General features: G+C 61.5%; 23 protein-coding genes and 1 pseudogene. 16 read left to right on the forward strand and 8 right to left on the reverse strand.

The features are described 5' to 3' along the window. The first annotated feature begins 66 nt into the window (after positions 1–66). The 15 genes and pseudogenes from EB231_RS19040 to EB231_RS19105 all read left to right on the forward strand — a co-directional run bounded on the left by EB231_RS19040 (position 67) and on the right by EB231_RS19105 (position 13003). Entirely contained in the window at positions 67–594 is a 528-nt protein-coding gene (locus EB231_RS19040; protein WP_172350223.1) for an arsenate reductase (azurin) small subunit, read from the forward strand. A gap of 14 nt (positions 595–608) precedes the next feature. Then, a complete protein-coding gene (locus tag EB231_RS19045; protein ID WP_172350224.1) occupies positions 609–3071 on the forward strand; it encodes an arsenate reductase (azurin) large subunit in 2463 nt (820 codons plus the stop codon). A gap of 82 nt (positions 3072–3153) precedes the next feature. After that, the gene (locus EB231_RS19050; protein WP_340163184.1) at positions 3154–3531 is read left to right on the forward strand and encodes a c-type cytochrome; all 378 of its coding nucleotides are present in this window, start codon (positions 3154–3156) and stop codon (positions 3529–3531) included. Between the two features lie 131 nt (positions 3532–3662). Continuing rightward, positions 3663–4532: pseudogene (locus EB231_RS19055) on the forward strand (molybdopterin molybdotransferase MoeA); the annotation flags it as partial. Positions 4533–4691: 159 nt separating this feature from the next. Further along, positions 4692–4859: a hypothetical protein gene (locus EB231_RS35725; RefSeq protein WP_445299322.1), complete on the forward strand. Its 168-nt coding sequence runs from the start codon at positions 4692–4694 to the stop codon at positions 4857–4859. 134 nt (positions 4860–4993) lie between these two features. Beyond that, positions 4994–5326 (forward strand): ArsR/SmtB family transcription factor, encoded by a 333-nt coding sequence (locus EB231_RS19060; RefSeq protein ID WP_172350226.1) that lies wholly within the window; start codon positions 4994–4996, stop codon positions 5324–5326. 16 nt (positions 5327–5342) lie between these two features. Continuing rightward, positions 5343–5849, forward strand: a complete 507-nt coding sequence (locus EB231_RS19065; protein ID WP_172350227.1) for an arsenate reductase ArsC — start codon at positions 5343–5345, stop codon at positions 5847–5849. Between the two features lie 16 nt (positions 5850–5865). Next, the gene (arsB, locus tag EB231_RS19070) at positions 5866–6975 is read left to right on the forward strand and encodes an ACR3 family arsenite efflux transporter (RefSeq protein ID WP_445299283.1); all 1110 of its coding nucleotides are present in this window, start codon (positions 5866–5868) and stop codon (positions 6973–6975) included. Then, positions 6972–7394, forward strand: coding sequence for an arsenate reductase (glutaredoxin) (gene arsC, locus EB231_RS19075; protein WP_172350228.1), 423 nt, complete (start codon positions 6972–6974; stop codon positions 7392–7394). The genes arsB and arsC overlap by 4 nt, the downstream gene beginning before the upstream one ends. Before the next feature lie 64 nt (positions 7395–7458). After that, a complete protein-coding gene (arsH, locus tag EB231_RS19080; protein ID WP_246741027.1) occupies positions 7459–8121 on the forward strand; it encodes an arsenical resistance protein ArsH in 663 nt (220 codons plus the stop codon). A 485-nt stretch (positions 8122–8606) separates the two neighbouring features. Next, positions 8607–9599 (forward strand): LacI family DNA-binding transcriptional regulator, encoded by a 993-nt coding sequence (locus EB231_RS19085; protein ID WP_172352961.1) that lies wholly within the window; start codon positions 8607–8609, stop codon positions 9597–9599. Positions 9600–9690: 91 nt separating this feature from the next. Next, positions 9691–10458, forward strand: a complete 768-nt coding sequence (locus tag EB231_RS19090; RefSeq protein ID WP_172350230.1) for an SDR family oxidoreductase — start codon at positions 9691–9693, stop codon at positions 10456–10458. Beyond that, the gene (locus EB231_RS19095; protein ID WP_246740680.1) at positions 10427–10996 is read left to right on the forward strand and encodes a gluconokinase; all 570 of its coding nucleotides are present in this window, start codon (positions 10427–10429) and stop codon (positions 10994–10996) included. Before EB231_RS19090 ends, EB231_RS19095 begins: the two co-directional genes overlap by 32 nt. A gap of 17 nt (positions 10997–11013) precedes the next feature. Further along, positions 11014–11961: a 2-hydroxyacid dehydrogenase gene (locus EB231_RS19100; RefSeq protein WP_172350231.1), complete on the forward strand. Its 948-nt coding sequence runs from the start codon at positions 11014–11016 to the stop codon at positions 11959–11961. 10 nt (positions 11962–11971) lie between these two features. Continuing rightward, positions 11972–13003, forward strand: a complete 1032-nt coding sequence (locus tag EB231_RS19105; protein WP_172350232.1) for an L-idonate 5-dehydrogenase — start codon at positions 11972–11974, stop codon at positions 13001–13003. On the opposite strand, the gene EB231_RS19110 is transcribed toward EB231_RS19105, so the two are convergent. The 5 genes from EB231_RS19110 to EB231_RS19130 form a co-directional block, all read right to left on the reverse strand. Beyond that, a complete protein-coding gene (locus EB231_RS19110) occupies positions 12996–14015 on the reverse strand; it encodes an aldo/keto reductase (RefSeq protein WP_172350233.1) in 1020 nt (339 codons plus the stop codon). The two genes, EB231_RS19105 and EB231_RS19110, sit on opposite strands and share 8 nt — an antisense overlap. Positions 14016–14027: 12 nt before the next feature. Continuing rightward, on the reverse strand, positions 14028–15005 hold the full coding sequence (locus EB231_RS19115) for an ABC transporter permease (RefSeq protein ID WP_172350234.1): 978 nt from the start codon (positions 15003–15005) through the stop codon (positions 14028–14030). Then, a complete protein-coding gene (locus EB231_RS19120) occupies positions 15002–15991 on the reverse strand; it encodes an ABC transporter permease (RefSeq protein WP_172350235.1) in 990 nt (329 codons plus the stop codon). The genes EB231_RS19115 and EB231_RS19120 overlap by 4 nt, the downstream gene beginning before the upstream one ends. Then, positions 15988–17526: a sugar ABC transporter ATP-binding protein gene (locus EB231_RS19125; RefSeq protein ID WP_172350236.1), complete on the reverse strand. Its 1539-nt coding sequence runs from the start codon at positions 17524–17526 to the stop codon at positions 15988–15990. The genes EB231_RS19120 and EB231_RS19125 overlap by 4 nt, the downstream gene beginning before the upstream one ends. A gap of 140 nt (positions 17527–17666) precedes the next feature. After that, entirely contained in the window at positions 17667–18683 is a 1017-nt protein-coding gene (locus tag EB231_RS19130; protein ID WP_172350237.1) for a substrate-binding domain-containing protein, read from the reverse strand. A gap of 311 nt (positions 18684–18994) precedes the next feature. On the opposite strand from EB231_RS19130, the gene EB231_RS19135 reads away from it, so the two are divergent. Further along, positions 18995–19981, forward strand: a complete 987-nt coding sequence (locus EB231_RS19135) for an aldo/keto reductase (protein ID WP_172350238.1) — start codon at positions 18995–18997, stop codon at positions 19979–19981. Between the two features lie 45 nt (positions 19982–20026). Here the strand turns inward: EB231_RS19135 and EB231_RS19140 are convergent, their stop codons facing one another. Genes EB231_RS19140 through EB231_RS19150 form a run of 3 tightly spaced genes read right to left on the reverse strand, consistent with a single transcriptional unit; the run spans position 20027 to position 21942 of the window. After that, complete coding sequence (locus EB231_RS19140) at positions 20027–20755, reverse strand: SDR family oxidoreductase (protein WP_172350239.1); 729 nt, start codon at positions 20753–20755, stop codon at positions 20027–20029. Between the two features lie 14 nt (positions 20756–20769). Beyond that, entirely contained in the window at positions 20770–21537 is a 768-nt protein-coding gene (locus EB231_RS19145; protein WP_172350240.1) for an SDR family NAD(P)-dependent oxidoreductase, read from the reverse strand. Between the two features lie 45 nt (positions 21538–21582). Then, positions 21583–21942 (reverse strand): GlcG/HbpS family heme-binding protein, encoded by a 360-nt coding sequence (locus tag EB231_RS19150; protein WP_172350241.1) that lies wholly within the window; start codon positions 21940–21942, stop codon positions 21583–21585. Between the last annotated feature and the right edge of the window lie 22 nt (positions 21943–21964).

A 21964-nucleotide genomic window follows, 5' to 3' on the forward strand; every position in this document is an offset into this window, starting at 1 on the left:
TTTCTGCGGTTGGCACACGCATTGCAAAGCTCCTGGCGACAAGGTTTCGCCAAATGGGAGGATTGCATGGATCGCTGCAACAAGCTGGTCGACGTCGGCCGCCGTCAATTTCTGCGGGGAGGGGCATTCGCCGCCGCAGGCATGGCCACAGCCGTGGCACTACCGGTTCAAGCGCAGACCAAGGCTGCCCCCGGGCTCGCTCTCGTTGAATACCCCTCAAACAAGTTGGCCAACATAGTCGATTTGAAGCCGAACGAACCTTTCGAAGTCGGCTATCCGGATGAAAACGCCCCCGGCGTGCTGCTGAAACTTGGCACAAAGGTGGAAGGCGGTGCAGGGCCGGATGGTGACATCGTCGGGTTCTCGACGACCTGCCCTCACAAGGGCTTCCCGCTGAATTACAATGCGGATGATCATTCCTTCAACTGCCCCGGCCACTACTCGCGTTTCGACGCCGACGCCGGCGGCCAGCAGATCTGGGGCCAGTCCACCGCCAACCTTCCCCAATACGCGCTGCGCATCGATGCCAAGGGCGACATCTACGCCGACGGCGTCGACGAGCTTCTTTATGGCCGCCTGAGCAACGTACTTTAAGGGAGGATCGGATCATGGCTTACAAACGTCACGTCGCCCGTCTGCCGATCATTCCGGCCGACGCCAAGAAACAGAACGTCACCTGCCACTACTGCATCGTCGGCTGTGGCTACCATGCTTACACCTGGCCGGCCAACAAGCAGGGCGGCACCGATGCAGCCTCGAACGCTTTCGGGGTCGACCTTTCTCAGCAGCAGGCTGCCGAGACCGACGCCTGGTATGCACCCTCGATGTACAACATCGTCAAGCAGGACGGGCAGGATGTGCACATCGTCCTCAAGCCCGATTCCGAGTGCGTGGTGAACTCTGGCCTCGGCTCGGTACGTGGCGCCCGCATGGGTGAACTGCGGTACTCAACCGCCCGCGGCTCGCAGCAGCAACGCCTGACCAGCCCGATGGTCTGGCGCTACGGGCAGATGCAGCCAACCTCGTGGGACGACGCCTTGGACCTCGTGGCGCGGGTCACTGCGGCCGTCATCAAGGATCAAGGCGAGGATGGCCTGTTCGTGTCCGTGTTCGATCATGGCGGCTCAGCTGGCGGCTATGAAAACACCTGGGGCACGGGCAAGCTATACTTCGGCGCGATGAAAATCAAAAACATCCGGATTCACAACCGGCCGGCCTATAACTCTGAAGTCCATGCCACGCGCGACATGGGCGTTGGCGAGCTCAACAACTGCTACGAGGACGCCGAGCTCGCCGATACCATCGTGTCGGTCGGCAACAATCCGCTCGAAACCCAGACTAACTATTTCCTCAACCATTGGATTCCGAACCTGCGTGGAACGTCCATGGACAAGAAGAAAGCGCAGTTGCCGGGCGAGCCCCATGCCAACGGGCGCATCATCTTCGTCGACCCGCGTCGCACGGTTTCGATCAACGCGGCCGAGGCCGAGGCCGGCAAAGACAACGTCATGCACCTCGCCATCAACTCCGGCACGGACATGGTGCTGTTCAACGCCTGGCTGACCGAGATCGCCACCAAGGGCTGGGTCGACAAGGCCTTCATCGACGCATCCACCAAGGATTTCGATAAGACTGTCGCCGCCAACAAGACCTCTCTCGAAGATGCGGCGAAGATCACCGGTCTGACCGTCGACCAGATAAAGCAGTCGGCGGCGTGGATTGCCGAGCCCAAGGAAGGCAAGCGCCGGCGCACGATGATCGCCTACGAAAAGGGCCTGATCTGGGGCAACGACAACTACCGCACCAATGCGGCGCTGGTGAACGTGGCGCTGGCAACCGGCAACGTCGGCCGCGAGGGCGGTGGCTGCGTGCGCATGGGTGGCCACCAGGAGGGCTATGTACGTCCCTCCGACGCCCATGTCGGCAAGCCGGCCGCTTACGTCGACAAGCTGCTCATCGAAGGCAAGGGCGGTGTTCACCACATCTGGGCCTGCGATCACTACAAGACCACCCTGAACGCCCACCAGTTCAACATGGTCTACAAGAAGCGTACCGACATCGTGAAGGACGCTATGAACGCGGTGCCTTATGGCGATCGCGACGCAATGGTGAAGGCGATCACCGACGCGATCAAGGCTGGTGGGCTTTTCTCCGTCGACGTTGACATCATCCCATCGAAGATCGGTGCGGCCAGCCACGTTTGGTTGCCGGCGGCCGAGTCCGGCGAGATGAACCTCACCTCGATGAACGGTGAGCGCAGGATGCGGCTGGTCGAGCGCTACATGGACCCACCCGGCACCGCCAAACCGGATTGCCTCATCGCTGCAGGCATCGCCCAGAACATGGAGAGAGTTATCCGTGCGTCGGGGAATGCCAAATATGCCGACCAGTTCAAGGGGTTCGACTGGAAGACCGAGGAAGACGCGTTCATGGACGGCTATCACTTGAACGCCAAGGGAGGCGAAAACGTCACCTATGAGCGGCTTCGCGCCATGGGTAACAACGGCTTCCAGGAACCCTCGACCGGCTTCGCGGATGGCAAGATCGTCGGCACCAAGCGGCTCTATACTGATGGCAAGTTCGGAACGAAGGACGGCAAGGCGACCTTCATGGAGGCCGCTTGGCGCGGCCTGCAGGCCCCGGGCAAGGAGGAGCAGAAGAAAAACAACAAGTTCCTCATCAACAACGGACGCGCCAACCTCGTTTGGCAGAACGCGTTCCTCGACCAGGACAGTGAATTTGTCATGGACCGCTGGCCCTACCCGTTCATTCAGATCAGTCCGGACGATATGAAGGAGCTTGGCCTGAACAACGGCGACCTCGTCGAGGTCTACAATGAAAGCGGCTCGACCCAGGCCATGGCGTATCCGACGCCAACCGCCAAGAAGGGCGAGACCTTCATGCTGTTTGGGTTCCCTACCGGCGTGGTGGGGAACGCCATCAATGCGGGCACCAACGAGCTGATCCTGCCGAACTACAAACAGACGTGGGCCAACATCCGGAAGATCTCAGATGCTCCGGAAGGTGTGAAGCATCTCTCCTTCAAATCCACGGAATATCAGGCGGGCTAAGCCCAACGGATTTCTGCCGCGAGCCGATCTGCTCGCGGCAGCTGTCATGTCTTCAATCGTACGGAAAACGGAGAGTTCCCGCGTGAAATATCTTTTCGTCGGCGCCACCTTTGTTTTGGCGCTCCTGCCACCGGTCGCCCAAGCCAAGGATATCGAAGCCGGCAAGGTGGTCTTCAAAAAATGCGCCGCCTGTCACAACGCCGATACCGACGCCAATAAAGTCGGGCCAACCTTGAAGGGCGTCGTCGGGCGGACGGCCGGGACTGCGCCAGGCTATTCGTATTCAAAAGCCATGAAGGATGCCGGTGCTGCGGGCCTAGTCTGGGATGAGCCGAACCTGACGGAATATCTGACCGACCCCAAGGCGAAAGTGCCAACGAACAAAATGGGGTTCCCTGGCCTCAAGAATCCCGACGACATCAAGAACGTCATCGCCTATCTCAAAAATGTATCAGGCTAGAAACCCTTAGGCCGTTGCGTTTCCAGATCAAGCGCAAGGGAGGAGCGATCGTGTTTCACGCCGCGCAACCCGTTTTGCAAGCCGACTGCTCGGCAGGGCAGGGCGGTGAAGCTATTCCGTTCGAGGCTGCGGTGGCGAAGGCCGTTGCGCTTGCCCGACCGGTTCGCTACCGGGAACATCTCTCGCTCATCGCAGCATTGGGACGGGTTTGCGCTGTCGCTGTTCATTCGCCGGTCGCTCTGCCACCCTTCGACAATTCAGCCATGGACGGGTTTGCCGTGCGAACGTCGGATTTCGATGGCAACGGTCCCTGGACGTTCCGGGTGGCCGGTCGGGTTGTCGCCGGCGACGTGCGCGCGCATGACCAGCTGGACCCGCGAACGGCGCTGCGGATCTTTACGGGGGCTCCCGTTCCTCCGGGCTTTGACGCGGTGGTCATGCAAGAGCAATGCGAACGCTCGGGTGACATGGTGACCGTCTTTGAGCGGCCGCGTCGCGGCTGCCACGTCCGCCTCGCCGGCGAGGACGTCAGCGCGGATTCCGAGCTCGCAAGGCGGGGCAGGGCCCTGTACGCAAGGGACCTTACCCTGCTGGCCGCCGTGGGGATCGCCGGTGTTGAAGTCCTCCGAAAGGTACGGGTCGGTCTGCTGTCGACCGGCTCCGAGTTGAAGGAGCCCGGCGAACCTCTCGCCCATGGCCAGATTTATAATTCCAATAGGATCATGCTGCGGTCGTTGCTGGCAGCCTGCCCTTGGGCCGAAATCGTCGATTTTGGCATCGTGCCGGACAGCCCGGATCTTCTCGCCGACGTCGTTGCGCGGGCGGTCGCCTCCTGTGACGCGCTGGTGACCACCGGAGGGGTCTCTGCCGGCGAAGAGGACCATATGGTCACCGCCGTCCTGCATCACGGCGCCAGCCTCGAGGTCCTCAAAGTGGCGATGCGACCGGGAAAGCCGGTGAAAGTCGGTAAGATCAAGAACATGCTTTTTGCCGGGTTACCCGGCAATCCCAATGCGGCGATGGTCACATTCCGACAGATCGTCTTGCCTGCCTTGCGCAAACTTGCAGGTCTCGCCGATATCCAGCCGCAATGGTTTTCTGCGGTGGCTGGCTTCACCTGTAAGAAACGACAGGGCCGGACCGAGTTTGCGCCTGTCCGCATATCCGGGCGCACCGAAACCGGGGAACCGGTGCTCGAGTTGCTCGAACGTGGATCCTCTGCCAACTTGATGGCGCTTGCGCTGGCGAATGGCCTTGCCATCTTGCCGGCTGAAGCTGCCGAGATCACTGACAGCATGCCCCTGCGCTACGAGCCGTTTGGGAGTTAGCCTAAACCCATCCGCCCGGCTCCTCACCAGCGCTCGAGCTGTTCACGCCGCAAACCTGATCAACCGACTTGCCTATTGTCATCCTGCTGTCATATCTTGGAGCTACGTACCCTTAATTCCGGATTTATAGATACATGGATAAAAAGTTAGCTCTCCTCGCATTGGCGGCCCTCGGCCAGGACACCCGGCTTGAGGTCTTCCGCCTGCTCGTTCAAGCAGGCGCCGAGGGTGTGCCCGCCGGCGAGATCGCTTCACGCCTTGATACCGTGCAGAACACGATGTCGGCGCACCTGAAGGTTCTTGACCATGCTGGCCTGGTCCGCGCCGAGCGCGACGGCCGTACCATCCGCTACGTCGCCGACATGACCGGGTTCCGCGACCTGCTCGCCTATCTCATGGAAGATTGCTGCAACGGGGCTCCGGAACTCTGTCAGCCCGTGATTCAGGCGGTGACCTGTAAATGCTAGAAGGGAGGCTTACGCCATGAGCGAGCCATACAACGTTCTTTTCCTCTGCACCGGCAACTCGGCCCGGTCAATCATCGCGGAAGCGATCCTGAACCGTGTCGGTGCCGGCAAGTTCAAGGCCTATTCGGCCGGGTCGCACCCCAAGGGGGCTGTGCATCCCTACACGCTCCAGCTTCTGAAGAACCTAAATTACGACACGTCCTTCGCCCGTTCGAAAGACTGGGAAGAATTCGCGGTTCCTGCCGCGCCGCAAATGGATTTCGTGTTCACGGTTTGCGACAACGCCGCCAATGAATCATGCCCGGTCTGGCCGGGCCAGCCGATGACCGCGCATTGGGGCGTGCCTGATCCGGCTGACGTGGAGGGCAGCGATGCCGAAAGGCACTTGGCCTTCGCCGAAGCCTATCGCATGCTCAACAACCGCATTTCGATCTTCATCAGCCTGCCGATGAACATGGTCGACAAGCTGGCCCTGCAAAAGCGGCTGGACGAGATCGGCCGCAACCTGCCGAAGGCCGGCTGAGCCAAGGAAAGCCATCATGACCGATCACGTTTTGAAGGCCGGCGAGGCGGCGCGGCCTAGCATAGGGTTCGTCGAGAAATATCTCACGGTATGGGTGGCGTTGTGCATCGTCGTTGGTGTCGCGCTCGGCCATTTGCTGCCGGGCGTATTCGGCGCCATCGCGTCCGCCGAGATCGCCAAGGTCAACATTCCCGTCGCGGTGCTGATCTGGCTGATGATCGTGCCAATGCTGTTGCGCGTCGATTTCGCGTCTCTTGCCAGCGTTAGCACCTATTGGCGCGGCATTGGCGTGACACTATTCATCAACTGGGCGGTAAAGCCGTTTTCCATGGCGCTGCTGGGCTGGCTGTTCATCGGCTGGCTGTTCCGGCCTTGGCTGCCAGCCGTGCAGATCGATTCCTACATTGCCGGGCTGATCATCCTTGCCGCCGCACCCTGCACCGCGATGGTGTTCGTCTGGTCGAACCTGACGCGCGGCGAACCGAACTTCACCCTATCGCAAGTGGCGCTCAACGACGCCATCATGATCGTTGCCTTCGCGCCGATCGTCGGTCTGCTGCTCGGCCTGTCGGCTATTACCGTGCCATGGGGCACGCTGGTGCTGTCGGTGGCGCTCTACATTGTGCTGCCCGTGATCGTCGCACAGCTCGTTCGAGGCCGCCTGCTGGCCACCAGAGGACAGCGCGGGCTTGATGCGCTGCTGGCCGCGCTGCAGCCCTTGTCACTGGTTGCCCTGCTGGCGACGCTGGTGCTGCTGTTCGGCTTCCAGGGCGAGCAGATCATCGCCCAGCCGCTGGTGATCGCGTTGCTGGCGGTGCCGATCCTGATCCAGGTCTATTTCAACTCCGGCCTCGCCTACCTGCTCAACCGCGTGTCCGGCGAGCGGCACTGTGTGGCCGGTCCGTCGGCGCTCATTGGCGCCTCGAACTTCTTTGAGCTGGCGGTGGCCGCCGCGATCGCGCTGTTCGGGCTGAATTCGGGCGCCGCGCTCGCCACTGTCGTCGGCGTCCTCATCGAGGTCCCGGTCATGCTGTCGGTGGTGTGGATCGTCAATCGTAGCAAGGGCTGGTACGAGCAGGGGGCTGCGGTGCGCAACACAATGTCCAGTGAAAAGGCAGCGAAATGACCGTCACCATCTATCACAATCCCGATTGCGGGACCTCGCGCAACACGCTCGCCATGATCCGGCAGTCGGGAGAGACTCCTGAAGTCATCGAGTATCTGAAAAGCCCGCCGTCTCGCGAACGGCTGGTCGAGCTTATTGCAGCCATGAAGATGAAGCCGCGTGATTTGCTGCGCGAGAAGGACACGCCCTATGCCGAACTCGGCCTCGGCGATCCCAAGTGGACCGACGACGAGATACTCGATTTCATGCTGGCGCATCCGATCCTGATCAACCGGCCGATCGTGGTCACACGTCTCGGAGTTGTTCTGGCCAGGCCGTCAGAAGCGGTTCTCGAGATCCTGCCCAATCCCAATATCGGGCCGTTCGTGAAAGAGGATGGCGAAGTCGTCGTCGATACCAAGGGCAAGCGCATTGCCTGAACAGAACCACGTGGCCGAAGACGCGTTGCCGAACATCGATGAAGAGCAGTTGCTGCCGATCGACATGCAGGCTCTGCTGGACGCGCCGCGCTCGATTCACAAGCCCCGCATCCTGATGCTTTACGGCTCCCTGCGGGAGCGCTCCTATTCCCGCCTCGTCACCGAGGAAGCGGCCCGCATCCTGCGCCGACTTGGTGCCGAGGTGCGCATCTACAGCCCTGCGGGACTCCCGCTGCCTGATTCAACGACTGCGGATCATCCCAAGGTCCAGGAGCTGCGGGAGCTCTCCATCTGGTCGGAAGGTCAGGTCTGGTGCTCGCCAGAGCGCCATGGCTCGATGTCCGGCATCATGAAGGCCCAGATTGACTGGCTGCCGCTGTCCACGGGCGGCGTCAGGACGACACAGGGCCGCACGCTTGCCGTGATGCAGGTGTCGGGCGGCTCGCAGAGCTTCAACGCGGTCAACCAGCTGCGCATTCTCGGCCGCTGGATGCGCATGGTCACCGTCCCCAACCAGTCATCGGTGGCCAAGGCTTTCGCCGAGTTCGACGAAGCCGGCAGGATGAAGCCTTCGTCGTACTATAACCGGATCGTCGACGTGATGGAGGAACTGATGAAGTTCACGCTCCTTCTGCGCGACCGTTCCGCCTACCTGACGGACCGCTATTCGGAGCGTGTCGAAAGCGCGGAAGAAGTCGCCAAGCGGGTTAATCAGCGCTCGATCTGAGGATATTTCGACAATAGTCGAAATTATGGTGACTTCGGAACTGGGGTATGTAGCAAGTGCCCACACGTGATCCTCCACACTTGGGCATGGTTGCATTTGCTCTGTACGCGGACGTCCCGATCAACCACGGATTCCGAACGCGTATCTTTCTAGCCAGCGCCCTCGGAACGACTGAACGGCCTCTCCGCTACCACTCTGGCGGTCCCGCCTTTTCATTCATCGCATCAGCAAAGGTGACTTCCTGTCATCCAGCGACGCCTTTCGCCTCATCGACGTAATCGGCGATCCATGTTTTGAAGATATCCGAGCCATACTTCTGTGCGATGCTCAACATCGCAACTGCGGGTAAAATCTCAATCAACCGGGGGAGGCGGATGCAGTTGCCATATTGCGCTGATATCGATAACAATGGTTTTGCAATTGTCGTGGGTGGAAAAGTGGCCAAGGCGTCCATTTCAAAGACTGTAGAACTGGAAGCGCCAACGATGGCAGATGTCGCGCGCCTTGCCGGCGTTTCGACCATGACGGTTTCCCGGGCGCTCAAACAGAATGGCCAGGTCTCCGGGGCGACCCGAGAGAAAATCCTCAAGGCGGTGAACGAACTCGGCTACGTACTTGACCACACGGCCGGCACTCTGTCGTCAAGACGTACAGGCTTTATCGCGGCTCTGGTTCCATCCATTAACAATTCCAACTTTTCCGATACCGCACGCGGGATCACCGAAGAGCTCCAGCGCGCCGGTTTGCAGCTCATGCTTGGATACACGGACTACTCGGAACAGAAAGAAGAGGAATTGATCGAAACAATGCTCCGCCGTCGGCCCGAGGGCATCATTCTCACCGGGGGTGTCCATACCGAACGCGCCCGGCGCATGCTCAAGATGGCGGCTATTCCTGTCGTGGAGACATGGGATTTGCCAGCGGATCCGATTGACCAGGTTGTGGGCTTTTCGAATGAAGAGGCCATGGCGCTGCTGACCCGCACGCTTGCCGGACGCGGCTACCGACGGTTCGGCTTCATTGGCGGGACGTCAGCGCGCGACCAGCGCGGCGACCAGCGCCGAAGGGGCTTCATCCGCGCTCTCGATGAGTTGGGACTGCCACCCGGCCGATTGGTGTCCTTCGGCGTTCCGCCAATATCCATCGAGCAAGGCGGTCAGGCGATTGCGATGATGCTGGAACACTGGCCCGACACGGAAGTCGCCATATGCGTTTCCGATCTTTCCGCGTTCGGCGCCCTCATGGAGTGCAAGCGCCGTGGCCTGGCCGTGCCCGGCGATCTCGCAATCGCCGGCTTTGGCGACTACGAGGTCGGAGCTTTTTGCTTTCCGCGGATCACCACCGTCAATGTCGATTGCTACGGCATCGGCCAGCAGGCCGCCGCGCGGGTGGTGCAAATCCTTGGCGGCAAGGAGACCTCTCGCCACCATGAAATCGTGCTTACGTCCTTCCGCGTTGTCGAGCGCGAAAGCACCTGAGTGCTCCGCCCAGGCAAAAGCCCGCTTGACAGTGTTATCGATAACATAAACACTGCCTGAAATCATTCGACTGCAATGTACGAGGAAGCCATTGCGCCCTCCACTTTTCGATCTCAGCGGCAAAAGAGCGTTGGTGACCGGTTCCAGCCGTGGCATTGGTTTCGCCATCGCAGAGGGACTGGCGCGGCATGGCGCCACCGTCGTGCTCAACGCACGCGAGACGACTGCACTCGAGTCTGCATGTGGCAGGCTCGCAGCCGATGGTTATTCGGTGGTTTCGGCGCCTTTCGACGTCACCGACCATGCTGCTTCGCGGCAGGGAGTAGACGAGATCGAGCGTGACATCGGGCCAGTCGACATCCTGGTCAACAATGCCGGCATGCAGCATCGCGCGCCGCTGGAGGAATTTCCCGCGGAGCGCTGGGAAGAACTGCTGCGCACCAATGTGTCGAGCGTGTTCAATGTCGGTCAAGCGGTTGCCCGCCACATGATCAAGCGTGGCCAAGGCAAGATCATCAATATCGGTTCGGTTCAGAGCGAGCTCGCTCGCCCCAACATAGCGCCCTATACGGCCACCAAAGGCGCGGTGCGCAATCTGACCCGCGGCATGGCGACCGACTGGGCCAGATACGGTCTGCAGGTCAACGCCATTGCGCCGGGATATTTCAAGACCGTTCTCAATCAGGCCTTGGTGGATGATGCGGTGTTTTCCACCTGGCTGCAGGGACGCACACCCGCGGGACGCTGGGGCGAAGTCGAAGAACTGATCGGCGCCACCGTGTTCCTCGCCAGCGCTGCGTCATCCTTTGTCAATGGACACACGCTCTATGTCGATGGCGGCATTTCGATCTCGCTCTGAACCGGCGCTGGCCGTGGTGATGGGCGTCTCCGGTTCGGGAAAGACCCGCGTCGGCGCGGCCCTGGCGCAGCATCTTGGCGTCGGCTTCCTCGAAGGCGACAGCCTGCACCCGGCGTCCAACATCGATAAAATGTCGAGGGGCGTTCCGCTGACCGACGAAGATCGCTGGCCCTGGCTTGATCGCATCGGCGATGCGCTGCGCGATGCGGCAAGACAAGGCGAGGGTTTGATTGTTTCCTGTTCGGCGTTGAAGCGCAGTTATCGCGAGCGTCTGCGGGGCGACGCTGAAGGGCTCGCCTTCATCCATCTCACCGGCAGCCAGACGCTGCTTGCGGAGCGACTTGCCAGTCGCACCGGTCATTTCATGCCGGCGCGTCTTCTGGCCAGCCAGTTGGCGACGCTGGAGTCCACGCGTGGCGAGTTGCGCACGATCGATATCGACATTGGCGCTGCGCCCGAGGTGCTCGTCGCGCACGCGGCGCGTTTCCTGAAAGACATCTGGGCACCGGCTGTGGTCAGCGCGCGCGGGAAGTCCTAGATTTTGGAGATGAAAACTTGACCAAGGTGGAAATTCTACAGGTCGGCGGTTATCCCACCGGTGACGAGGAGGCGCTCAACCAACGCTTCGTCACGCATCGCTATTTCGAGGCTGCCGACAAGGCGGCGTTTCTCAGAAGAAACGGCGCCAATGTCAGGGCCATAGCAACGCGCGGTGAACTTGGCGCCAGCCGCGAGATGATTGATGCGCTGCCCAAACTCGAGATCATCTCGATCTACGGCGTCGGCTACGACGCGGTCGATCTCGCGGCGGCGCGCGAGCGCGGTATCCGGGTCACCAACACCCCCGACGTGCTGACCAAGGATGTCGCCGATTTCGGCATCGCGATGATGTTGGCGCTTGCCCGCGGCATCGTCGGTGGCGAGGACTGGGTGAGATCAGGCGATTGGGCGCGCAAGGGCGGCTATCCGCTGCAGCGGCGGGTGCATGGCAAACGGGCGGGTATCCTCGGCCTTGGACGGATCGGCTACGAGGTCGCGCGGCGGCTGGCGGCTTTCGATATGGACATTGCCTACTCCAGCCCCGAGCCAAAGGCGCATGCCGGCGAGTGGGCCTATGTGAAAGATCCAGTCGAATTGGCTGCGCGGTCGGATATCTTCTTCGTCACGCTGGCGGCATCGGCGAAAACCCGTCATATCGTCGGGCGCCAAGTGATCGAGAGGCTCGGCCCCGAAGGCATGCTGGTCAACATTTCACGCGCCGCCAACATCGATGAGGTCGCCTTGCTGGACGCGTTGGAGAGCCAAACGCTCGGCTCGGCCGCGCTGGATGTCTTTGACGGCGAGCCGAAGATCAATCCGCGCTTTCTTGCGCTCGATAATGTGCTGCTCCAGCCGCATCAGGCCTCGGGCACGGTTGAAACCCGCAGGGCGATGGGCAAACTGGTGTTCGACAATCTGGCCGCCCATTTCGATGGTCGCGCGCTCCCCACTCCAGTCTTGTAAGGCCAAAGCCATGCGTGCCGTCGTCATTCACCAGGAGATGGATCTACGGATCGACGACCGGGAGATTTCTCCCCCCGGTCCCGGCGAAGTGCAGGTCCGGCTTGCCGTCGGCGGCATATGCGGGTCTGATTTGCACTATTACCAGCATGGCGGCTTCGGAACCGTTCGGCTCAAGGAACCGATGATCCTTGGCCACGAAGTGTCCGGGCACATCGCGGCCTTGGGCGAGGGCGTTTCGGGGCTGGCGATTGGCGATCTGGTCGCCATCTCGCCGTCGCGCCCGTGCGGCCATTGCCGCTATTGCGCCTTGGGCATGCGCAACCAGTGCCTGAACATGCGGTTCTACGGGTCGGCCATGCCTTTCCCGCACATCCAGGGCGCCTTCCGCGAATTGCTGAACTGCGATGCCGTCCAGTGCGTGCCGGCATCGGGTCTCACCCCTGGCGAGGCGGCGCTGGCCGAACCTTTCTCCGTCATTCTTCATGCGGCGCGTCAGGCGGGCGACTTGATGGGTGCCCAGGTGCTGGTGACCGGTTGCGGCCCCATCGGCATTCTTGCCATCGCCGAGGCGCGACGCGCCGGAGCAATCGAGATCGTCGCCACCGATATCGCCGATGCCGCCCTGATGATGGCCGGAAAACTTGGCGCCGACCGCACCATCAACGTCGCATCGAACCCCGACGCTCTCGATGCCTACCTGCCGGACAAGGGTTATTTCGATGCCATGTTCGAATGTTCGGGCTCGGCGGCCGCGCTCGCGCAAGGCATGACGGTGGTACGGCCGCGCGGCGTCGTGGTTCAGGTTGGTCTTGGCGGCGACATGAAAGTTCCCGTGCAGTTGCTGACGGCGAAGGAATTGCGGCTGCATGGCACGTTCCGGTTCCACGAGGAATTCCCGCTTGCCGTCGAGTTCATGCGCTCGGGTCTTGTCAATCTGAAACCGATGATCAGCCACACGCTGGCGCTCGATCGGGCGGTCGAGGCGTTCGATCTGGCCGGCGACCGCTCGCAGGCCATGAAGGTCCAGATAGACTTCAACTGATCCCGGTAGGAAAATTCGTCGCAAGATCATCCCAGAAGGCTTCCGGAATTTCGGCACCGAACCAGGACAGGGCCGACGACAATTCCTTGCCGTTGCGCAGGCCGGGGAGCACGGCTGCAACCGCCTTGTGTCGAAGCGGGAATTGCAGGGCGGCGGCGGGCAGGGCAATACCGTGAGACCGGCAGATCTCTTCCAGGGCAGCGACCCGCTCAAGCACCGTTCCGGTGGCCGGCGCATGATCATACGTGGTTGCGACGCGTGAGCCGGTCACCAGGATGCCGGAGTTGAATGGCGCGCCGGCAATTATCGAAATGTCGCGTTTGACGCACTCGTCGAAAAGCACATCGGTGTTGGACTGTTCGAGCAAGGTGTATCGGCTCGCCAGCAGGAAGACGTCCATATCGCCGTACTGCAGGGACTCGAGGCAAGGTTCGACCGTATTGACGCCAAGCCCGATCGCCTTGATGTCCCCACTCGAGCGCAGTTCGCTCAAGGCTTTCAGGCCGCTCTCCATCGCGATTTTGAAGTGCCTCGCATACTCGTCCGCAGAATGCATGTCGCGCGACAAATCATGGATCAGCAGGATGTCGATCCTGCCGAGCCCGAGGCGATGCAGGCTCGCTTCATACGAGCGCATGATACCGTCGTAGCTGTAGTCGAACACGAAATCGAAGGGCATCGGGCTGTCGTAGAAGGCCGAAGGCGCACGCTGGCTGATGCCGCCGGCCAGCGGGTAGAGCAGCCTGCCGACCTTGGTGGACAAGGCAAAGCTGTCACGCGGCAGATTGCGTAGCGCATCGCCCATGCGGCGCTCGCTCAGGCCAAAACCGTAAAATGGCGAGGTGTCGAAGAAAGCCACGCCCGCTGCCGCGGCGTTCTGGATCACGGCATCGACGTCGCGATCCTCGACCTTGCTGAACAGATTGCCGAAGGGGCCGCCGCCGACGCCAAGTGGCGATACCGCGACGGTGGAGCGACCGATCGTGTTCGATCGTGAAAGCGTTCTGGCCATCGAGTGTGTTTCCTAGAGGTGGCGCGATCGCATGAACACGCGCAGGTCATTGAGGTTTCGTATGCCGCCGAACACCACCAGCGTGCCGACCAGCACGGCGCCAGTGACGATATCCTGCTGTTCCGGCGTCATGCCGATCAGGCCAAGGATGTTCTTGACGAAGGCCAGCACCAAAAGCGCGAGCAGAACGCCAAACAGGCTACCCGACCCGCCAAAAATGTTCACTCCGCCCAGCACCACGGCGGTGATGACAGGCAGCTCCAGCCCGATCGCCGTGTCCGAACGCGCACTCGCGAGATAGGCAGTGAAGATGATTGCCGCGACCGAACAGATGATCCCCGAAAGGATGAAGATGACGAGCATCTTTTGCCGCACGTTGATGCCGGAATATTCGACCGCGACCTTGTTGTTGCCGATGGCGTAGATGGCTCGGCCGCCATGGCTACGGTGCAGGTAGAGGGCAAACCCCACGAACAGCACCAGGAATACCAAAATGCTCCAGGGCACCGGTGTGCCCGCAACGGTGCCAAAGCCAAGCTCCTGGTACCAGTCCGGGAAGTCGCTCACGCCCCGCTCCTTGAGCAGGATCTGCGCGATACCCCGGTAGAGCGCCAGCGTGCCGATGGTGACCACCAGCGAGGGCAGCCCGAAGCCGACGATGATCAAGCCGTTGAACAGGCCAGCCAAGGCCCCGACCGCGACGCCGACCAGCATCGCGGTCTCGATCGGCAAATGCTGTTCGAGACAGATGGCCATGATCGACGCACACAGGCCGACCATGGATCCGACCGAAATGTCGATTTCGCCGGTTATGATGATCAGCGTCATCGGCAGCGCGACGATTGCCGTGGGCGCCATTCCGGCCAGTGCGATCGAGATGTTGGAGGATGTAGCGAAATAGGGCGACACCTGCGTACCCACGACCAGCGTGGCGATCAGGATCACCAGCAGAAAGCTTTCCCAACGCAGCAGACGTGTCCATGCCGTCATCGCGCATCTCCTCGTTTCTGCCTCGGCGTCTTGCCATCGCGAAGGGTGATGCGGCTGTAGAGGATCACGGTCACCAGGATCGCGGCACCGATCATGGCCTGAAGCCAGAACTGGTCCATGCCGAGAAGCTGGACCCCATTCTGCAACACGACAAAGATCGCGGCACCGATGGCGGCGCCATAAACCGAGCCGCTGCCGCCAAAGATGCTGACGCCGCCAACGACAGCGGCCGATATTGTTTGCAGTTGCAGGTCGGGCGCGATGACCGCGTCGATCGTACCGAAGCGGGCGCCCCAGAGCACGCCGGTCAGGCCACACAGGCCGCCCGACAGCAGGAACAGGTAGGCGCTGTGCCATCTGACGCTGATGCCGGCGAATTCCGCCCCCTCGCTGTTGCTTCCCACCGCGTAGATGTTGCGTCCGGTTCTGGCATAGCGCGCCAGAATGCCAAGTAGCAGAGTCAAGCCGATCGCAATCCAGATCAGCGGCGACAGGCCTGCAATGGTCTTCTGGGCGAAGGCACCGTAATCCGGAGGTAGAATGGTCGCCGAGATCTGGCGGCCTCCGGCATAGACGATGGCGCCGCCGCGATAGATGGCGAGCGTGCCGAGCGTCGCGACGATTGCAGGGATCCTCAACCCCGCAACCAGCAAGGCATTGCCGGCGCCGAGCAAAAGACCGACGCCGATGCCGATCAGGAAGACAAGCACCAGCGGACTGTCCGGATGTCCCGACAGCCATTCGGTTGCGACAAAAGCGCTGCTGGCGACGATGGCGCCCACCGAAAGGTCTATCTGGCGACCGATGATGAGAAGCGCCTGTCCAAGCGCCACGATGCATAAAAGCGTGCCCGAAAGCGCGATCTGTTCGAGATTCTGGAGGCCGAGAAAACGTGGCTCCCGCAAGGCGATGCCGATGCAGATGATGATGAGGACAAGCAGCAGCTTGAGCTCGCGCGATCTTGTCAGCGACACCAGCATACTCATCCCTGCCGCTCCGCCACGCGGGCATGGTTGGTCTGCGGGGCGTGGGCGGCGGCCAACAGCATGCGCTGCCGGTCGAATTCGGGACGTGCCAGCTCCGTGGCGATACGGCCGTTGCGGAAGACGAGAATCCGGTCGGCCATGCCGATCAGTTCGCCGGCATCGTCGCTGATCATAATGATTGAAAGCCCCTCTGTCGCGAGCTGCGATATGACACGATGGATTTCCGACTTGGCACCGACGTCAATGCCGCGCGTCGGTTCATCGAGGATCAACAGTTTCGGCGACGGTATCAGCCATTTGGCCAACAGCACCTTCTGCTGGTTGCCTCCCGACAAGGTGCCGGTCACCTGCTCGATGCCGGAGGAGACCACGCGCATGCGCTCGGCATACTGGCTGGCGATCTGGCGTTCGCGGCCACGATCGATAAAGCCGAACCGCCCCGAAAGCTTGCGCAGGATCGGCATGGTCTCGTTGGCGCGAATGGGAAACTGCAGCACCAGTCCCTGCTTGTGCCGGTCTTCTGGAACCAGCGAAATGCCATGCGCCACCGCTTCCCGGGCCGACCGCGGGGCGATCGTCTCGCCAGCCATGGTGATAGTCCCTGCATCCGGCTCGATCATGCCGAAAAGCATGTTGGCGACTTCCGAACGGCCGGCGCCGACAAGACCGAAAAAGCCGAGGATCTCGCCCGACCGGACCTCGAAACTCACGTCCTCGACAAGGTTGGCGCCGATGAGACCGTGCACGCCCAGGACGGGATCGCCGATCGTTGCTTCCTGCTTGGGATAGAAGGATTCCAGTTTCGTGCCGATCATCGCACTGACGATGGTTTCGGCGGTGAAATCCCTGGTCGGCGCCGTGACGACATGCCGGCCGGATCGCAACACGGTGGTGTCGTCGGAGAAGTCGAGGATCTCGTCGATGAAATGGGTGACGAACAAAACCGCGACGCCGTCGGCCTTCAGCCGCCCCACAACGTCGAAGAGACGCGTGACCTCGCGGCTCGACAAGGCTGATGTCGGTTCGTCCAGAACGAGCACGCGCGCGTCGATGGCAAGCGCCCGGGCGATTTCGATCGCCTGCCGCTCCGCAACGCCGAGCAGCTTCACCGGCGACAGCACATCGACATCGACGCTCAACCGGGCCAGCAATTCACGCGACCGTTCGATCATCTGTTGCCAATCGATACCGCCGAACCGGCGAGGCTGGCGTCCGATGAACACATTCTCGGCGACCGTCAGGTCGGGAAACAGGGCAGGGTGCTGGTGAACCACCGCCAGGCCGCGCTTCTGGCTGTCGAGCGGGCCGGCCAGATGAACGTCCTGGCCATTGACGACGATGCGGCCACTGTCGGGCCGATGGATGCCGCCGATAATCTTGACCAGCGTGCTCTTGCCGGCGCCATTCTCGCCGGCCAGCGCATGCACGCGGCCCGCTTCGAGAGACAGTCCGACGCCGCTTAGAACATTGACCGTGCCGAAGCGCTTGTTGACGTCATGCAGCTCGAGAGCGGCAACGGTGGGGGCGGAAACCATGGGCACAAGCTCTGTTGGTCGGCGCACACTTGCATGAGCGCCACGTCTGGAGCGGGTCTCGCTCGTCTTTGATCGATACCATGTTCCAGACCGTCGGCGCGGCAAAGCTGCCGCGTCGACAAGTCTAGTGCTGAAATCGCCTAGAAGGGAAAATCCTTGTAGTTCTTGGCGGTGAATTCGACAGGCGTCCCGGTGATGATCTGGCCATTGTCACCGATGGTGTAGGTGCCCGGCCACTTGCCCTTGCTCACCGTTACCGATTCGCCAGGCTTGCCTTCGATCGTGCCTTCGGCGAGTGCCTTGGCGACATAGTAGGAGACATAGCCGAGCTTGCTCGGATCCCAGAGGTAGAAGCCGCCGATGGTGCCATCGAGCATGTAGTCGGCGGTGATGCTGGGCACGCAATTGCCCGAAAGCTTGATCAGGCCCTTGCCCTTGTTGACGGATTCCAGCGCGCGCGCCACCGCGGGCAGGCCAGGGCAGGTCGGTGCGAATATGCCCTTGAGGTCGGGATACTTGGTCGTCAACGCAACGGTCGCGTCGAATGCCTTCTGCTCATTGTCGTAGCCGTAGACGGTGTCGACCAGCTCAAGGCCCGGGTGCTTTGAAACCTCATCCTTGAACGCCTCGATCCACAGGTTCTGGTTCGCCGCGGTCGGCTGTGCCGAAACCACCGCGACTTGGCCCTTCGGGTCCGGTCCGAGTTCACGGATCAGGAGTTCCGCGCCGAAGCGCCCGATCGAGTCGCTCGTTGCCTGATTGACGAACACGGTGCGGCCGCCGCTGGCATCGGCGTCGAAGGTGATCACCTTGGCGCCCAATTTTGCCGCGCGCTTCATGGCAGGCACGACTGCGTCGGGGTCGTTAGGCGCGATGGCGATGGCCGGGATATGGCGATCGGCCAGGCTGTTGATGATATCGACCTGCGCCTTGGCGCTGGCTTCGGTGGGACCATAGTTCTTGACGCTGCCGCCAGTCTCCTCGGCCGCGATCTTCGCGCCAGCCAGCGTCGCGTTGTAGTATGGATTGGTGGTCGATTTGATCACCATGGCCAGTTCGAAGTCGGCGGCTTGTGCCGCTCCGCTCATCATCAAGCCACTGGCCGCCATCGCGGCCAGCGTACCCGCGGTAAAAGTCCGCATAAGCCTTCTGGACATCTCAATTCCTCCCTTATTGGTGCAATTCGGCGCCGACGCCGCTTTCACGTGAAGGTCGACCTTGTTGCTCTCTGCGATGTGCCTCCATGCCGGTCAGAAGACGGGCATCAACCTCCCTGGTTTTATGCGGCACGATCGATGTTGTTAGTGGTTACATGTTATCGATATCAAGTCAAGCAACCGCTCTGCGCCAAGGCCCGTTTCCGCCGAAATAGCGACGATTCTGGAATAGATTCATCTGGCGGCGATCCGCAAAATTATGTTACCGATATCTGCAAACATATTTGGCTTTTACGAGGAGACACATCGCCATGAAAAATCGTCAATTTGGCCGCTTGGGTCGCAACGTCAGCGAGATCGGTTTCGGGTCCTGGGGCATCGGCGGCGGCCAATGGGTCGAGGTCGAGGAAGACCAGGCGCTGGCCGCGCTCGATGCAGCGCTTGATCTAGGCGTGACATTCATTGACACCGCCGACGTCTATGGCGATGGCCGTTCCGAAAAGCTCATCGCCAAGGTGCTCAAAAGGCGAGGCGGGCCGCGTCCCTTCATCGCGACCAAACTCGGCAAACGGCTGCCGAGCCAACTGGTGTCGGGATACACGCTTGAGAACATGAAAAGCTGGGTGCAGCGCAGCCTGGATTTTCTCGAGACCGATGCGCTCGACCTGGTGCAACTGCATTGTCCGCCGACCGATCTCTACTACCATCAGGAGGTTTTCGCCGCGCTCGATGAGATCGTCGCCAGCGGCAGGCTGAAAGCCTATGGCGTCAGCGTCGAGCGCATTGAGGAAGCGCTCAAGGCGATCGAGTTTGCCAACGTGGTCAGCGTGCAGATCATCTTCAACATCCTGCGCCAGCGGCCGATCGACCTGTTTTTCGAGCAGGCCAGGAAGAAGAATGTTGCCATCGTCGCACGCGTCCCGCTGGCGAGCGGGCTGCTGTCGGGCAAGTTCAAGCCGGACAGCCAGTTCGACAAGGCGGACCACCGCAACTTCAATCGCAATGGCGAAGCCTTCGATGTCGGGGAGACCTTTTCCGGAATGCCCTACGACAAGGGGTTGGAGGTGATCGAACGTATCCGACCGCTCGTCGGCAGTGTCAGCATGGCGCAGTTCGCGCTGCGCTGGATCCTGATGTTCGATGCCGTCACGGTCGTCATTCCAGGGGCAAGGACTGCCGAACAGGCCAGGTCCAATTCTCAGGCAGCCGCACTTCCGGCGCTGTCCCCGGAGGTGATGGCGCAGTTGAAGGCAATCTATGAGACCGATGTGAAACCGTTCGTTCATCAGCGCTGGTGAGCAGGGCATAGCGGGGCCGCACGGTGCGGCCCCACCTGAAACATCCTAAAGCCCTTCTTCGAGAGCGATCAGATTGATCTGCGTCATGCGTGCGTTCGGCCGCTGTGTCGCGGCAAAGACCACGGCATCCGCCACATCCTCGGCCTCAAGAAAACCGGACTGGTCGATGAAGTCCTGTGTGCGCCCCTTGCCGAGGGCGAACTCGGTCTTCACTCCGGCCGGACAGATCACCGCCACCTTGATGCCGAAGGGCTGAAGTTCGATGCGCAACGCATTGGTGAAGCCCACCTGTGCATGCTTTGTCGCGCAATAGACAGCCTCGCGCGTGAAGCCGCGGATGCCGGCCTGTGACGACACCTGAAGGATCAGCCCCTTCTTCTGCGATTTCATCACCGGCACCGCATGGCGGGTGAACAGGAAGGTGCTGCGCATGTTGGTGTTCATGATCTCGTCATAGGCCTCGACGTCATAGTCGAGAAAATCGGCATAGCTGCCGATACCGGCATTGTTGAGCAACACGTCTATCCGGCCGAATTTGTCGACCGCCCCTTCCACGGCTTGCCTGGCTGTCGCCTCCTGCGCGACGTCGCCGGCCACAACAAGGCAGCGGCCACCCTGTTGTTCGATCTCGGCCTTGAGGCTTTCGAGCTTGTCCGCCGAGCGGGCTACGGCAACGACCGCAGCGCCTTCGCGGGCCAGTCCGAGCGCGCTGGCGCGACCGATGCCCTTGCTCGCTCCCGTCACGATCGCGACTTGATCCTTCAGTCGATCCATCCTGCTTCCTCCTGTCATTTCGCGATCGAGCCGCCTTCGACACCCAGCGCCTGTCCGATGATCATGTTGGACGCTTCGGATGCCAGGAACACAGCGGCGGCGCCGATCTCCTCGGGATCGGTGATGCGGCCGGCGACGCCACGCGCCAGCAACTCCCTGGCGATCTCGGGCTTCTGCATGGCCGGCGTCGTCATGTCCGACCATGTGGCGCCCGGACAGATGGCATTGACCTGCACATTGTGCGGTCCCCACTCGACCGCGAGGATGCGGGTCAGCTGGATAAGGCCGCCCTTGGTCGTGCCGTAAGCGGCATGGCCGGCATAGCCGACGATGCCTGCGTCGGAAGCGATGTTGATGATCTTGCCGCGCCGGCGCTCGATCATGCCGCCGGCGACGGCCTGGGCGCAGAAGAATGGCGCCCTGAGATTGACGTCCATCAGCCGGTCCCAGGTCTCCGGCGCCACATCGAGCGAAGGCTCGACCTGGTTGATGCCGGCATTGTTGACGAGAATGTCGATCGGGCCGAGTGCACTCTCGGCCTTCTTCACCATGGCCCCGACTAGGGCGACATCGGACAGGTCGGCTGGAACTTCGACCACCCGTCGGCCCATTGCCTTGATTTCGGCGGCGACACTGGCAAGCCCTGCCGCTTTGCTTCCGTTGACTGCGATATCGGCTCCGGCATGCGCCAGTGCCAAAGCAATCGAGCGACCCAGGCCGCGGCCGGCGCCGGTCACCAGCGCCACCTTACCGTTCAGTCCAAATTCGAGAAACTTCGTCAAACCCTTCCTCCAATTGTCGACGCCGCCAGCGCCATTTTCAAAAGCCTATTGGAGCGCCGCGCGGGCGCAGTCTTCGTCCTGTTCGCCTGTGCCGCCGCTGACACCGATGGCGCCGATGATCGTCTCGTCCCGCCTGACCGGCAGTCCGCCGGGCGAGAGCACGAAGCGTTGATCGATGCTGTTGATGCCGAACCCGTCGGCGCCGGGCTGGGCGATCGGCCACAACTCGCCGCTGGGCCGCTGCCAGGAGATGGCGGTGTAGGCCTTGCCGGCCGCGATCGTCAGCGATGCCAGTTGCGTTCCGTCCATCCGTTCGAACGCCACCGGATTGCCGCCCGAATCCACCACCGCCGCCGCCACTTGGATACCGATTTCGGCAGCGCGTTGGTGGGCCTTCGCGATCATGGCGCGGGCATCGTCGATTCTC

The sequence above is a fragment of the Mesorhizobium sp. NZP2298 genome, assembly GCF_013170825.1.
GTDB lineage: Bacteria > Pseudomonadota > Alphaproteobacteria > Rhizobiales > Rhizobiaceae > Mesorhizobium.

What these genes read in the sequence shown, in the direction of transcription:
- arsC (WP_172350228.1), top strand. Translation starts at nt 6,972, where the DNA reads ATGACCGTCACCATCTATCACAATCCCGATTGCGGGACCTCGCGCAAC.
- EB231_RS19065 (WP_172350227.1), top strand. Translation starts at nt 5,343, where the DNA reads ATGAGCGAGCCATACAACGTTCTTTTCCTCTGCACCGGCAACTCGGCC.
- arsH (WP_246741027.1), top strand. Translation starts at nt 7,459, where the DNA reads ATGCAGGCTCTGCTGGACGCGCCGCGCTCGATTCACAAGCCCCGCATC.
- EB231_RS19130 (WP_172350237.1), bottom strand. Translation starts at nt 18,683, where the DNA reads ATGTCCAGAAGGCTTATGCGGACTTTTACCGCGGGTACGCTGGCCGCG.
- EB231_RS19150 (WP_172350241.1), bottom strand. Translation starts at nt 21,942, where the DNA reads ATGATCGCGAAGGCCCACCAACGCGCTGCCGAAATCGGTATCCAAGTG.
- EB231_RS19115 (WP_172350234.1), bottom strand. Translation starts at nt 15,005, where the DNA reads ATGACGGCATGGACACGTCTGCTGCGTTGGGAAAGCTTTCTGCTGGTG.
- EB231_RS19120 (WP_172350235.1), bottom strand. Translation starts at nt 15,991, where the DNA reads ATGAGTATGCTGGTGTCGCTGACAAGATCGCGCGAGCTCAAGCTGCTG.
- EB231_RS19105 (WP_172350232.1), top strand. Translation starts at nt 11,972, where the DNA reads ATGCGTGCCGTCGTCATTCACCAGGAGATGGATCTACGGATCGACGAC.
- EB231_RS19140 (WP_172350239.1), bottom strand. Translation starts at nt 20,755, where the DNA reads ATGGATCGACTGAAGGATCAAGTCGCGATCGTGACGGGAGCGAGCAAG.
- EB231_RS19110 (WP_172350233.1), bottom strand. Translation starts at nt 14,015, where the DNA reads ATGGCCAGAACGCTTTCACGATCGAACACGATCGGTCGCTCCACCGTC.
- EB231_RS19135 (WP_172350238.1), top strand. Translation starts at nt 18,995, where the DNA reads ATGAAAAATCGTCAATTTGGCCGCTTGGGTCGCAACGTCAGCGAGATC.
- EB231_RS19125 (WP_172350236.1), bottom strand. Translation starts at nt 17,526, where the DNA reads ATGGTTTCCGCCCCCACCGTTGCCGCTCTCGAGCTGCATGACGTCAAC.
- EB231_RS19085 (WP_172352961.1), top strand. Translation starts at nt 8,607, where the DNA reads ATGGCAGATGTCGCGCGCCTTGCCGGCGTTTCGACCATGACGGTTTCC.
- arsB (WP_445299283.1), top strand. Translation starts at nt 5,866, where the DNA reads ATGACCGATCACGTTTTGAAGGCCGGCGAGGCGGCGCGGCCTAGCATA.
- EB231_RS19060 (WP_172350226.1), top strand. Translation starts at nt 4,994, where the DNA reads ATGGATAAAAAGTTAGCTCTCCTCGCATTGGCGGCCCTCGGCCAGGAC.
- EB231_RS19040 (WP_172350223.1), top strand. Translation starts at nt 67, where the DNA reads ATGGATCGCTGCAACAAGCTGGTCGACGTCGGCCGCCGTCAATTTCTG.
- EB231_RS19095 (WP_246740680.1), top strand. Translation starts at nt 10,427, where the DNA reads ATGTCGATGGCGGCATTTCGATCTCGCTCTGAACCGGCGCTGGCCGTG.
- EB231_RS19045 (WP_172350224.1), top strand. Translation starts at nt 609, where the DNA reads ATGGCTTACAAACGTCACGTCGCCCGTCTGCCGATCATTCCGGCCGAC.